The organism is Bradyrhizobium cenepequi (genome assembly GCF_020329485.1).
In the GTDB taxonomy this organism is placed as follows: domain Bacteria; phylum Pseudomonadota; class Alphaproteobacteria; order Rhizobiales; family Xanthobacteraceae; genus Bradyrhizobium; species Bradyrhizobium cenepequi.
In genome coordinates this window covers 18,578-31,090 of the sequence record NZ_JAGKJI010000038.1, presented here as the reverse complement: position 1 = coordinate 31,090, position 12,513 = coordinate 18,578, and the positions used below count along the sequence as shown (strand labels likewise).

Sequence of the window (12,513 nt, the reverse complement as noted above, 5' to 3'; positions counted from 1 at the left end):
GCCGGGCCCGGAAATTTGATCGTCCAGGCTGGGGGCAACGTCGATTTCCCATCGCAGCGTCTCGCGAGCTTTCCGGAAAGCGGCATCCGCACGCTTGGAAACGCGATCGACGCCTCCGCCAGTCTCTTCTCCCCGTATCAGCCGGCTGTGCAGTCGCCCGGCTTTGGAAATCCATTCCTTCCGACCGAGGGCGCTTCGGTCACCGTGTTGGCCGGGGTCGGCAAGGGCGTTAACTACGCCGCCTTCGCTGCGGCCTATCTCGACCCGGCCATGGCAAGCACCACCGAGTTTCTCGATGCGTTCGCGGCGGCGGTGCCTCTTACGAGCAGAGCATCGGCAAGGCGGCCGCGTTCACGCCTGACAGGGCTTGGGCAGCCTACCAGGATCTGCCGGAAGCGCGCCGCAACCTCATTGCCACACAGGTCTTCTTCGCGATCCTCGACCGCACCGGCAAGGACTACAACGACGCCGGCAGCGCCTACTACCATCAATACGCGCGCGGCTATCAGGCCATCAACACCCTCTTTCCAGCGGCTTATGGCTATACCGCAAACAGTCTCGAGGGCGGCGCCAACGGCGCCAACACGCTCGTAGCCACCGGCAATCTCGACATGCGCGGGTCCACGATCCAGACCCAGCGTGGCGGCGATATTTCGATCCTCGCGCCGGGCGGTCGCGTGCTCGTCGGCTCATCTGCCGCCGCGCCGGCCGTCGATCCGGCCTCGGAAGGCATCATCACGCTGGAACGCGGCAACATCGCAACCTTCACCGACTGCGACGTGCTGGTGGCGCAAAGCCGCATCTTCACCGAGCAGGGCGGCGATATCATCATGTGGAGCTCGAACGGCAATCTCGATGCCGGTCGCGGCGCCGGCATCGCGACCTTGCAGTCGCTGCCGGATGTTCCGCCTGGCCGGGGCAATCTGATGGCCCCGCGCGGCAGCGTCGATTTTGGCGCAGCAGGGGGACGGTTCTCGGGCGACCTCAATGTGGCAGCGCTGCTGGTGCTCAACACCTTCAACGTCCAGGTGCAGGGCGTCACGGTCGGCATTCCGACCGTCGCGGTCCCCAATGTCAACGCCGCGCTGACGGCGAACAACACCACCGGCGCCATCCAACAGGTCGCGACACCGGCGCAGCCGGAGGGCGGCGACCGGCCCTCGATCATCCTCGTCGAGTTTCTCGGCTTCGGCGGAGCCGGCGGAAGCGATGAACCAGCATCCAATGATCAGGGACAACAACGCAAAATGCCGGATCAGCACAGCTAAAACACCGATAGCCCACTTCAATTGGTTGGCAATGGTCCGCTGACGGATGCGCAAATGAAAGTGCTGACTGAAGAAGAAAGGAAGAATATCGGCTCGCCATAGAACCGGTCGGTGAGGCAAGGTTCCCCCCAGGAATAAAGGACTATGATCGTGCCCTCGAGGACCGGTGCCGCCCGGCTGCGCGCAATTCAGCATCCGGGAGGTCGCTGTCGGCTCCCTCAGTAAAGCCACCACGGCGGAACGATGTGAACGACAGTTCTCCTCGGAGACCGGCGGACCGGATGATTTCCTTCACCACATCACGAAGATAGCGGAGATCCTTCTTTTCGGTGATCCGGGGCGGTGGCGTACGAGATCTACCGTGCGCGTGGTCCCGCCGGAAAACGAGGCCTGAAACTGTCGTCTTCTTGATTTCGTCGAGTTCGGCCATCAGCTCCGGGAAGAGCGCTTCACCGGCCTCATCGAACAGCGGTCATCATGCTTCTTCGCCGTTTTTGGGGTGCACGGACCTTCTTCTCTTCTGTGCGCTGACCGACGCACCAAGCCCGCCGGCAGGCGACCATCGCGGCGTTCGCGAAGCGGCGGCGCTCTCGCCCTACGATGTTGCCATACGCGTCCTTTTCCTCGACGACGAGCAACTTCGCATAGACCGCGTCGACGAAACCTTTCGTGACATCTTTCGAAGCCGTGGAGGCAAGTCACGTCGGGGTCAGGGTTCAAAAACCAAGTGGTGAACCGCGGGACCAGGCAGAAATGGGCTCGGATCGCCACGCACCCATGCCTTGTGGCCAGCAAGGAAGAAAGGCGACAATGGATGTCCGCTCTGTCCACCGGGCATCTCAAAAATGCCGGTCTCCTCGTGACCCGCTGCCACCACCATTCGCTCGGATGCACCAAACTCCGGCGCCTGCACACGTGGCATATTGATGTCTCCCGGCAACGGGTCGGGCGGCACGGCTAGCCATAACCGGAGCGACGACAGAATGCGCGCCAACGGATGCGCGATCGCGGCCCGGTTTGTGAGGCCCCATTGCGCGTCCTGAAGCCGCGCTCCATTTCGTGTCATGCGCGCGATGGACGTGTCGATCCGATCGAGTACGAAAGCACGCCAATCGGTAAATTCGGGCGGGGCCCATGCGTGTTGTGCGGCCAACGTTTCCATCACGGCCTCTGTGCGTCCACTCGCCAAACGATAACTAGCAGTCGGATAGAGGCGACCTAGCTCGGCATCAAGGCCGCCAAACCATGCGTCATACATCGATCGATAGAAGCTGCGCACCAGTGCGTAGCCGACAGCATCCGCGTCAGCGCGGCCATTCCACTCCGCCACCAGCAGCTTCAACTCGGCGCGACGAGAATGATCCGCCAGCGCCGCCTCATCAAGTGTATCGAGCAGAAGCTGACGCCAGAAATTGGTCCACAACGCGCGATCGTCGAGTTGTATGGCCAAGAATGATCGTTCGTCAAAGCTATCGCTCGCGAGCAAATCATCGCGGATCTGGCTAGCCCGTGCGCCCAGATCCGCATCCTTGCCGCCGATCTTGTCCTGATCCGCATCGCTCAGTTGGCGGTTGTTGGCCGTCCACAAGCGTCCAAGGGGAGGATCGAGTTTTGCTGGATACTCGTCCTGTGTGAGATAGTCGGACCAAGTTCGATCGTAGCGACCGGAGACCGGAAGCCCGTCAGTCGGTGTCAGCCGCCTCGGCAACGGACCGGCAAGCGTCCAGCCGATGTGGCCACTGGCGTCGGCGGCGATGAGGTTCTGGGTTGGGATGCCGCTTGCTTGGCCGACCTTGATGGCGGCCATCGCGCTATCGGCATCTTCCATGCGCAGGAACCGGAGACTGATCGCATTCTGATCGTGAGCTATCCAATGGATGGCATAGGTTTTCTTAGCCAGCTGAGTGACCGGTCCCCAGCGCGTCTTGACAACAGGTAAATCGACCGCAGGGCCTCCTTTGACCGAGATCCTTTCCACCTCGCGGACCGCTTCCTCCGAGCCGCCGCCGAGAACATGATAGCGCAGACTTCCGATTGTATCGTCGTCGAGGGTGACTAAATCTAGGTGGTTTCCCGAGCTGTTGGTGAAACCCCAAGCAACTCGGCCGTTGCTACCAACAATTATGGCCGGCGTGCCCGGTAGACTGGCGCCCGTGACACGACGGAGCGTTCCATGCGCATCGGGATAAACGAGTGATAGACGGTACCAGATATTCGGCAGCCGCAGGCCAAGGTGCATATCGTTGGCTATCAAGCCCGCGCTTCCGCGACTGTGGGTGCCAGAGACAGCCCAGCTATTGCTGCCTGCAATCGCGCCGCTTTCGACACCAGAAGGCGCAAGAGGGACCTGCCAATCCGGGTTTGTTGCCGGCAACGCGGGCATTTCCATTGTTGGACTTGTCGCCTCATCCAGCGGCGCGTCCCAGTGACTGACGTCAGGTACCAGAAACGAAAATATATCGTTTGGTAACCGTTCACGCATAAGCGCGCGAGCCAGCGTGGACTCCAGTTCCCGGTACTGCAGCTCGAAATACATTGAATAGATGACCAGAATGGAATCTTCCGGCCGCCAATACGAAGGTGTGATCCGCAGCATAAGGTATTCGAATGGTTTGACGGACAGAGCGTGCAAGCCGTCATTGACACCGCGTGTATAACGCTCGACGAGACGACGATCGTCCGCAGACGCGGCTGCAAGCACGGCAGCTGCACGCTTTCGGAATTGATGCAATCGGTGGCGGCGATCCAGATCGAGTGCAGAAGACCCAAACAGCTCCGCCAGTTCACCTGCCGCCGTCCGGCGCAATAGATCCATTTGGAAGAAACGATCCTGGGCATGCACAAAGCCTGTTGCATAAGCCAAGTCGCCACGGTCGACACCGGCGATTGTGGGTACCCCAAGCGCATCGCGATCGACGGTCACCTTAGCAGACAATCCACTGCCTCGCACAACACCATCGAGGACCGGCAGACTTGCCCGCAGCATCATCCATCCAATTGCGGCGGCGATCGCAACCAGGCATACACAAGCCGCCCCGACGCTGACCACCCAACGGGGCAGTATTCCTCGTACCATTGCTCGTCTCTTCGCGCGCCAAACCGATCGAGTATGGCGGCGACTTGGTCTGAAACGCGATCCGTCCGCAACCAACGCGAGCTTCCGGACGGATGGCGTGGGGCCCATGCGTCCCCGCGAGCCATTCTAAGGATTAGGCGGCACGCGCTACCGAACGATGTCTCGTCAGACTGAAATGGTTACATCTGTAAGCTGAACCAAACTGGCTACGAACTATTGGCGGAGTCAGCATGAGGTGACGGACGCGATCGAATTGGGTTAGGAGTGATCGATTAAGTCATCTTCTCATCTCGGGCACGCGTCGCGGAAAGCGCCACATGGACATCAAGGTCACGGATTCGGCACGCCGCTAGGGTGACAGCGTAACGCTCGTCCACGGTGATCAAGCGCGGCACCGTGATCAGGAACATCCATCTCACGAAGATCACGATGAAATCGAAGGTCACACCGATAAGATCAAGGGCCTGGTGTTGCGCACGAATTCCTTGAAGAAGGGCGTGAGGTCACCACCACTCATCATCCTGGCGAAAGAGGGTAATCCAACATTCCGACAGACGTCAGTCGCTGGACGGATAAGCCGCGCCGTACTTGATAGCCCGCATAAGCGGTGCTCACCGAGCCTTTAGCTCCGCTTCAACACCATCACCAGGCGGTCGACACGTTTGCCTTCCTTGAGATGGGACTCGATGATTTCGTCGATGTCCTCAGGCGTGGTCGGGCGGTACCAGACGCCGTCGGGATAGACCACCATCAAGGGACCGGCGTTGCAAAAGCCGAGGCAGCCCGCCGCCGTGAAGCCGATATCGGTGAGCCCTTGCGCTTCGATCGCCTTGCTCATCCTGTCCCACAGGGCTTGTGCGCCGGAAGCGCCGCAGCTGCCGCGCGGATGAGTGCGCGGACGCTGGACGTGGCAGGCAAAGACGTGATGCCTGTAGAGTTGAGGAAGCTCGAATTCCGTTTCTGAGTTCATGCGCCTGCCACGCGATCGATTGGGTTCATCTGAAGAGAGAAAAGTCCGAGCGCATCGCCCCTGGGACGGCGGTCTTCAGCGCGAGCGCGTGAAGCTCATCACCCATTTTCCCATTGAGCGCCGCAAGACCATCTATGCTGCTTGCCCGGGCTCTTACCTGCGAAGACACGCGAAACGACCCGGGCGCGATAATGATCGCTGTCGCCGGCAAGATCAGTCATGGACAGCGTCCGGAAAGGCCTTCCTGATCAGGGCTTCAATGTCTGGTCTCATCATCGCGATTTTCGTTGCTCCCGCTTTGCTTGCTCCACCATCTTGCTTCTCCATGCAAGCTTCGAACCAAGATGCGCGCCGCGCGCTTCTGCGCCGATCCATCTCATTCTGCCGACGTGCAACTGCCAGTCATTGTCACGTTTGCTACAGCAACGGTCTGTTCTGTTGCGGACGTGACAAACATCAAGCCGGGCACGCGCGCCCTCCAGCTTTTCCGCAGCGAGATCCAAAATAGCCGAAGAATCCGGCCTCCTTCTGCATGGCCCGGCTCTTGCAACGTTATCTCGCGGAAGGATGTAGCGATCGTCATGACTGTCGTCTTCTTGGAGGAGCCCATCAATTTCGGCGATCCGCCTGATGAGATCGACGCCTTTGCTGCAGCAAGGGGTGATTGCCTACCGGCACCATCAGGCGCGAACCGACTGCATCTTTGGGTGAGCGGTCGACGCTGCGACGAGAGGCGCGTGATCACCGAGCGCGGCTTGCGCGAGGCAGCAAGCCAAGCCGGCTGGTACCCCCACTCGCGCCAATGGCAAACCGCAATCAGCGATGCCAGTGGCGCCAGCGCTTCGCGCTCTACACCTTGAAGGCGCTCGCCTTCAATCAGTTGATTCCCGGGGCGGAGACCTCGATTCCAAGGCTACGGTCAATGGATATACCCCTTGAATTGATGCGTGTGACTGGGATTTGTACTTCGCAGGATTGTTCCCCCTCCCTGCACGGCCAACTTGGTTCCAGCGAACCAAGAACTCCTGATACAGGATCGTTATCTCAATCCCCTAACGGTCCTGTTACGTCTGGGTCTACACCCCACCCCGCCCAGACGGAGCCCTCGGCGGTGTTGTGGCCGCCGGGGGCTTTCTTTGTCTCAAGAGCGCTTTGGATGTCACGAGCACCTGCTCGGTCTCGGCGCCTCCACAAGCGCAGTCTCATCGGAAGCGAAGCCCGCACCCGGCTTCACCCGTCCAAGCAGCGCTGAGGTCGATGTTCGCCCCCTTGCCGGCCTGCGTCACTCCATAGACGGCGTGAAGCCGTGCAGCTCGCGCTCGCCCGCACGCGATTCTGGATTTAGCAATGTGGAGAGGCAGCCGCCGATCCTCCTAAAGAACGCCGGCGTTTATCGCAGGCCAAGAGCGAACGGAAAGGAAAAGGCAAGCGGGAGGTTAGCGCCCCCACCTAGTCTTGCGGATGCGCCGCCGCCTTTCATCATACGGCTTGCCGGCCTGGTTGCGCCTGCAGTCGGCGAGCGTTGACAGCGCGAAATCGAGTTCGGCGCGCGCGATTTCGTTGGCGATCGTCTCCTGCGATGCCGCCGCACATGCCGGCGAGCCAGGCGTCGAGCTCAGCGCCGCCGACGAGAAAAACCGAGCTGGCGCAGCCGCTGGAATGGCCCTTCTCGGGCGTATAGAGCTTTGGCCCACCAGTCCATTCGCTGAGCCAGCGCTTGAACACCTCCTTGGTGCCCCCGCGATCAGCCGGATGCACGACGCGAATGATCTCCGTTTCGGGCAATGCGTCCTTACGCGATAAGAGCTGTCGACCGGCCGGTTGATCCTCGCAACGCCGCCAATGCGCTCGAACATCGAAATGGCTGCGCGTCTCGCTGTTCGAGTGTCCCCGTACCGTTCATTCATGCTGGGCTACAGGATGACTTCCGCCGGCGTGCCCCGGCCCTTGATCGCTCCAGTTCGAACGCAGCGACACGCCTGCACCGATGTTCATGAGAACGACGACGCTTTCCCGAAAGGGCTTCTGAGCCACGGGTCATGAGATCATGCCTGTTAATCCGGGTGGATCATGATGTCCATGGTTTCGTCGCTGTCTTCGAACGGATCGGGAAATCCGTTGTCCTCCACCAGCTTCACGCCACACAGGCAGACGTCGCCGCCGATTACGGCGAGCGCAACCGGCTCAAGGGCTTTTCCGTTGCAGGGGCCGTCGATGCAAAACCCGCTGTCGATCTCGAAGGTCGCACCGTGCCGGCCGCATCTGAGAAAGGCGCGGTCCGAGGAGAAAAATTCGCCGGAGCCGATGTTGAGCCAGACGCCGTCATGCGGGCAGCGGTTGACATAGCCGTGATAATCATTGTCGAAGGTCCGCACCACGACAATCGGAAACGGCCGGCTCTCGCCGCTCGCGTCGATCCGCGACAGGCTAAAACCCTGCGCGCCGCCCCGCTCGATTGCATCGGCGTGACAGACGGTGAACACCTCAATCTCTTGGCTGCCCATGTCGCGGTGCTCCCTTCGCTCATGCTGTCGTCGCGTTTTCCTGACTGAAAGGCATTGACAGCGGCACGGGTCAGCCGAAGCACGCCAAGTCCCCGGGCCAGCTCTGGTAGGCATCGACGCCGCTGAGAACATCAAGCCATTGGTGCGGCATGAGGCCGGCCGGGCGCTCACTAAGCTCGACCACTGTCCCGTTCAGGGAACAATGACCCGTTGCGCAATCCATTTGCCTTCCCCGCTATTTAACGCCGAGCCTGAAGAAGCCCGAGCCGAAGCCCAAGGGCTCGATCATCAAGTTTCCGGTTCCGAACACCTTGGCCTCGCGGGCGAGCCGCAACGTGGAGCCGACGTCTCCGATCGTATTGAGCTTCTCATTCTCTTCGCGCGCCACCCTCGAGAGTTCCTTGCGGTCTTGCTGAACGAAGATGTCGGAGGATCCGCGTTGGCTCTGCCCTTGCATTTGTCTGGAACTGCGATCTCCGGGTTCTGCAGCACCGCCAAGAGTGACGTGGCTTGAATGACCTCGATTATCTTGCCCCACGGCGAGACCGTGACTGTCGACATTCAAGCCTTCCTTTTGCGTCCGAATGATGATTCCTCGGTTCTAATAAATTGCTGCGCCAGCGCCGATGTTGATAGACGCGTCCTTCATCGTCTCCACGATGAACGCGACCTGGTCGTCGGTAAGGTGGGTGTGAAACGGCAGTGCCAGGGCGCGATCGGCGATCTTTTCCGTAACTAGGAAATCGCCATGACGATAGCCGAGTTCGAAATAATGCCGCTGCAAATGCAACGGATGGCAATAGGCGGCGGCCTCGACCTGCTCGATGCGCAGGTCATCGACAATGGCGTCGCGGCTGGATCGCGTGAAGCGGGTCCCGAGATGGACGAGATAGAGGAACCAGTTCACTTCGGTCACATCGGGGCCCACATAGGGCGGCTTGATACCCTCGAAGGATTGCATATGCGCATTGTAGAGCTGTTCGGCGAGCTGGCGCCGCTCCAGGATTTCGTCGAGGCGCTTCAGCTGCGCAAGGCCCAGCGCGGCTGCGAGATCGCTCATGCCGGCTTGGTGGGGCGCTGCGCTGCTGACGACAACGGAGGAGCGCTCATCCAGCCGATGCGCGCGATGGCGGCGCAAGCCAACGGCCACATCGATGTCGTCGGTCACCACCATGCCCCCTTCGCCGCAGGTCAGGGCCAATGGCTGGGCGAAGTCGAACACGGCGATATCGCCAAAGCGGCCGACGAGTTCGCCCTTATATCGCGATCCGATCGCCTCGGTTGAATCCTCCAGGAGCGGCAGCTGATGGCGCTGCGCGATCGCCCGCAGCTCCGACCATGGCGCCGGATGGCCATTGGGATTGCCACCAACAATAGCCCGCGTGTTGGCCGTGATACGCTCTTCGATCTTCGAAGGAGCCAAGGCTCCCGACCAATAGTCGACGTCGGCAAATACGGCCCGCGCGCCCACGAGACTGATAGCATGCACCGTTTCGCGAAACGAATAAGGCGAGGCGATCACCTCCTGCCCGGGTCCGATGCCGAGCGCTTTTAGCGCAAGCAGAAGCCCGATCGTGCCACTGGGGACGGCAACGGCATATTCGCGGCCAAGATAGGCGGCGAAGGCTTTCTCGAAGGCGTCAGTGATCGGCCCATTGGAGATTCGCGGCGAACACAGCAGTGCTTCCACGGCAGAGAGCTCGGCCGAGGTGATATCGGGATCGGAGAGCGGAATGAAGGATACATCGGCATCGACCGCGTCCGCGCCATGTTCGCGATGCCCTGTGAGTTCCACGCCGGTCACCGCTCAGTACTCCTTGCCGCCAGCAGGATACCAATCGCTCGTGCCGGATCGGCCGTGATCTGCACGCAGCGATCGCAGCCATCGATCAGATGCAGGTCGAAACGCGGAAAGCTTCGGAACGGCTGCTCGGCCACATCAGACGCATCACAGCGCGTCAAGGCGAGGTGCGGAAAACGGCGCCGCAGCCCGAGGAATGGGCTTGCATCGGCCTCCGCCGCCGCAAGCACCCGTTCGATTTCGATCAGTTCGTCTGTGCCAAGCGCCATCGCGGCTCCCATATAACTGCTCCTCAAATCAGCTTCATTGCCAGAACAGCCGCTCGGGATCCGTGTTCAAATCCTCGATCGCTGAGGTCAGTCGGTGGTAGATGCTGTAAAATTCCCAAATTCCATGCGCGTGGTCCTTGCGAAACAGCTTCCACATCCCGTTCACCATGTCATAGTGGATCAGCGCGACATCGATCAGCTCGCCGTCCTTGTCGATATTGCGAGAGCAGCAGGGACTCTCAATTAGATAGCCACCCCTCACCGGCTTCACATTCGGCAAGACATAGCGATAGCGCTTGCGCGAGCTCAAAGCGCGCTCGATCCGCTTGCGATCGAGCTCGTTCGGGTGAGGGATCAGTCCGATTGCTACTTTTCTCATCACCGCAGCATTCATCCCGCCCCCCTCAAAGCACTGTAATTTCTTCTTCAAGACAGCCGACGACCAGCCGCTCGCCGAACTCGACGAGATAGATTGGCACGTTCGCTTCGGTATGCCTGCCGACCTGCACGATCTCGCCGAGCCCTCCGGCGCCGATCAAGAGTCCATCGGCCGGTGCTTCGGGAAAGGAGCCGTCGTTAATGAGGTCGACCGCCGCCTTGACGCGCTGGCCCCATTGGTATTTCGGCAGCCTCGGGTCGATCATGGCGCGGCCTCTTCCGGCAACGGCAGGTCCTCAAGCTCCTCGCGCGCCACCTCCGGCTCGAGCTCCTTGCGCTTCATGCCGACCCGGTTACCGCTTTCGAGAAATTCCACGCCATAGATGTAGAACTGCTGCAGGAAAGTGCCGATTGAAACGACGTAACCCACCTCCCCCTTTTTGGCGAGGATCTCGCCAATTTCCTTACCGGCATAGGTTCCGTCATTGCGGATGGTGCGGTTGGCCCGCACCTTTTCGCCAAAGCTGAAGAAAGGCGGCCCCGTCAGCTCGACCACCTCGCTGTCGCGAACGATGTTGCTCATGTCCCACTCCCTCTCGGTCGTTCGGGCCGGACTGCCACGCGCGCGCGGGCGACTTCCTGCACCATCGAGTCCTCGTCCTCGGTCAACTCCGCCAGCTCGGCCGCCGTAACGCGGCTTGCCACCTCATGGCGGACGCGCCAATCCGGATCGCGGCGCAGCACGCTGAGCGAATCCGGAGACAGCCGCCGTGCGATCTCGAGCCGCACGATCGGATCGCGATCCTTGACCATGGCGAGCAGCCAGTCATAGGGAATGCGGAGCGCAACCACGCGGCGCACATCGGGCTCGTCATCGTTCATGAGACGCCCAAGCAGCGTCGGCGCGATCCGGCTCGCCACCACCAGGCGGACGTAATAGTCCTGATCCGACATCATCGGCGCCAGCTCCGCGCCATCCAGCAAGGTCGCAACCCGCATCCTCACCTCCCGATGCGGGTCGCTACGCAGTCGCAGCACAAAGCGCTTGGGCAGGCGGCGCGCCGTGTTCCAGCGCACGATTTCCTCAGCATCGTCGAGCAGCATCGGCAGCAGGAACAGGTTGGCGTGTTTGGCCGCGATCGCGCGCACCTCGAAATGCGGATGTGTGAGGTAAGCGTCGGCCAGCACCGGATTCCAGTTGAAGAAGCGGTCGATGCGGCGGGCGTAGCGGTCGTTGACGCAGGCATGCATCAAGCGGCAGCCGCCACTGGCCCTGAGTCCGAGATGCGTGCAGGTGCCGCAGTCGACCTCGTTACCCAGCCAGTCGCGGGCCACATCGATGTCATCCGTCATCGTCCTGCCCCATCCGCTCCAGCACGTCCAAGAGCACCTTGGCGCCGATTTTGTCGGTCGGGTCGAGCTCCATGAGCTCGCTGGCGGCCGCGTGCCCTTCATCCAGATCCCCGAGCCGCATCTGCAGGTAGGCGTAGGCCTTCAGCGAAAATAGATAGAAGCGCGGCAGGATGTTCTCGTAGCGATCGAAAGCAGCGTCGGCAGCGCTGACCCGCCGCCAGTCGTCTGCGAGACCGTTTTCACGCGCTGCCGTGGAAATACAGAGCTTTGCGACCTCCAACGCCTCGGCCAAGCGACCTTTGTAGAAATAGAAGCGGTAGAGTCCGATCAGGACGGCGGCGTGACCTGGCGCCAGCGCCTGCGCTTCGCGCAGGTGTTTTTCTGCGATCTCGTCCAGGCGATAGGACAGCCCGGCCTGCCACAGATGATCCTCAGCTTCGCGAGGCAGGCCTTCGCCGAGTAGCGTGTGCGCGATCAGCGCCTCCTCGCTCCCGGACAGCGCGTTGCCTGCCACATCCAGGTTCATCGGCAGCTTTCCTCTTCTAATGGGCAGCCTTTTTCTAATGGACAGCCTTTGCGGTCTCGCTGGAGCAGCGCATCTGCTTCTGGGAAGATCAGCCCAGTCTGCGCAGCGGTGTCGGTCAAATCGATGGTTATACCGCCAAGCATTAGCTGGCTCTCGGCATTGAGAAGTAACTTTAGGCGATTGCGCTCGACGCCTTGCTGACCGGGCGGCGGTGCCGGCGCAACACCTGTATCAGCGGACAATCCCGAGCAACCACCGGCCGTGACGGCGAGCCGGAAGCTGGGGCCAGCGGTGCCATCGGCGCGCAGCACGGAACTCGTGACTTTTTCCCCGGCGGCCGTCAGCGTGAAGGTCATGGGCTCGCCCCT

Annotated in this window: 16 protein-coding genes; 2 read left to right on the top strand and 14 right to left on the bottom strand. The window is 61.1% G+C overall.

The features are described from left to right. The first annotated feature begins 611 nt into the window (after positions 1-611). Positions 612-1,268: a filamentous hemagglutinin family protein gene (locus J6497_RS29975; RefSeq protein ID WP_225707846.1), complete on the top strand. Its 657-nt coding sequence runs from the start codon at positions 612-614 to the stop codon at positions 1,266-1,268. Between the two features lie 709 nt (positions 1,269-1,977). Here J6497_RS29975 and J6497_RS29970 read toward each other — a convergent pair. From J6497_RS29970 to J6497_RS29960, 3 genes are all read right to left on the bottom strand, one after another. Then, positions 1,978-4,344, bottom strand: a complete 2,367-nt coding sequence (locus tag J6497_RS29970; protein ID WP_225707845.1) for a penicillin acylase family protein — start codon at positions 4,342-4,344, stop codon at positions 1,978-1,980. 272 nt (positions 4,345-4,616) lie between these two features. After that, positions 4,617-4,790: a hypothetical protein gene (locus J6497_RS29965; protein WP_225707844.1), complete on the bottom strand. Its 174-nt coding sequence runs from the start codon at positions 4,788-4,790 to the stop codon at positions 4,617-4,619. Between the two features lie 176 nt (positions 4,791-4,966). Continuing rightward, a complete protein-coding gene (locus J6497_RS29960; protein ID WP_225707843.1) occupies positions 4,967-5,314 on the bottom strand; it encodes a (2Fe-2S) ferredoxin domain-containing protein in 348 nt (115 codons plus the stop codon). 344 nt (positions 5,315-5,658) lie between these two features. Between J6497_RS29960 and J6497_RS29950 the strand changes: the two genes are divergently transcribed. After that, positions 5,659-6,174, top strand: coding sequence for a hypothetical protein (locus J6497_RS29950; RefSeq protein ID WP_225707842.1), 516 nt, complete (start codon positions 5,659-5,661; stop codon positions 6,172-6,174). Between the two features lie 619 nt (positions 6,175-6,793). Here the strand turns inward: J6497_RS29950 and J6497_RS41665 are convergent. From J6497_RS41665 to J6497_RS29895, 11 genes are all read right to left on the bottom strand, one after another. Then, positions 6,794-7,099 carry a globin domain-containing protein gene (locus J6497_RS41665; RefSeq protein ID WP_312010388.1) on the bottom strand — a complete coding sequence of 102 codons (306 nt, stop codon included), beginning with the start codon at positions 7,097-7,099 and terminating at the stop codon, positions 6,794-6,796. Positions 7,100-7,368: 269 nt separating this feature from the next. Next, positions 7,369-7,818, bottom strand: coding sequence for a Rieske (2Fe-2S) protein (locus J6497_RS29940; protein WP_225707841.1), 450 nt, complete (start codon positions 7,816-7,818; stop codon positions 7,369-7,371). A gap of 235 nt (positions 7,819-8,053) precedes the next feature. Beyond that, positions 8,054-8,383, bottom strand: coding sequence for a hypothetical protein (locus J6497_RS29935; protein ID WP_225707840.1), 330 nt, complete (start codon positions 8,381-8,383; stop codon positions 8,054-8,056). 36 nt (positions 8,384-8,419) lie between these two features. Further along, on the bottom strand, positions 8,420-9,613 hold the full coding sequence (locus J6497_RS29930; RefSeq protein WP_225707879.1) for a DegT/DnrJ/EryC1/StrS family aminotransferase: 1,194 nt from the start codon (positions 9,611-9,613) through the stop codon (positions 8,420-8,422). A gap of 5 nt (positions 9,614-9,618) precedes the next feature. Further along, the gene (locus J6497_RS29925) at positions 9,619-9,888 is read right to left on the bottom strand and encodes a DUF6129 family protein (protein WP_225707839.1); all 270 of its coding nucleotides are present in this window, start codon (positions 9,886-9,888) and stop codon (positions 9,619-9,621) included. Between the two features lie 34 nt (positions 9,889-9,922). Continuing rightward, positions 9,923-10,282, bottom strand: a complete 360-nt coding sequence (locus tag J6497_RS29920; RefSeq protein ID WP_225707838.1) for a DUF3024 domain-containing protein — start codon at positions 10,280-10,282, stop codon at positions 9,923-9,925. Between the two features lie 10 nt (positions 10,283-10,292). After that, the gene (locus tag J6497_RS29915) at positions 10,293-10,532 is read right to left on the bottom strand and encodes a nitrogen fixation protein NifZ (protein ID WP_225707837.1); all 240 of its coding nucleotides are present in this window, start codon (positions 10,530-10,532) and stop codon (positions 10,293-10,295) included. Further along, a complete protein-coding gene (locus tag J6497_RS29910; RefSeq protein WP_225707836.1) occupies positions 10,529-10,849 on the bottom strand; it encodes a nitrogen fixation protein NifZ in 321 nt (106 codons plus the stop codon). Before J6497_RS29910 ends, J6497_RS29915 begins: the two co-directional genes overlap by 4 nt. Beyond that, positions 10,846-11,619: a 4Fe4S-binding leucine-rich repeat protein gene (locus J6497_RS29905; protein WP_225707835.1), complete on the bottom strand. Its 774-nt coding sequence runs from the start codon at positions 11,617-11,619 to the stop codon at positions 10,846-10,848. Before J6497_RS29905 ends, J6497_RS29910 begins: the two co-directional genes overlap by 4 nt. Further along, the gene (locus J6497_RS29900) at positions 11,609-12,145 is read right to left on the bottom strand and encodes a tetratricopeptide repeat protein (protein ID WP_376708291.1); all 537 of its coding nucleotides are present in this window, start codon (positions 12,143-12,145) and stop codon (positions 11,609-11,611) included. Before J6497_RS29900 ends, J6497_RS29905 begins: the two co-directional genes overlap by 11 nt. Then, positions 12,142-12,501, bottom strand: coding sequence for a HesB/IscA family protein (locus J6497_RS29895; RefSeq protein ID WP_225707833.1), 360 nt, complete (start codon positions 12,499-12,501; stop codon positions 12,142-12,144). Before J6497_RS29895 ends, J6497_RS29900 begins: the two co-directional genes overlap by 4 nt. Positions 12,502-12,513 lie beyond the last annotated feature (12 nt).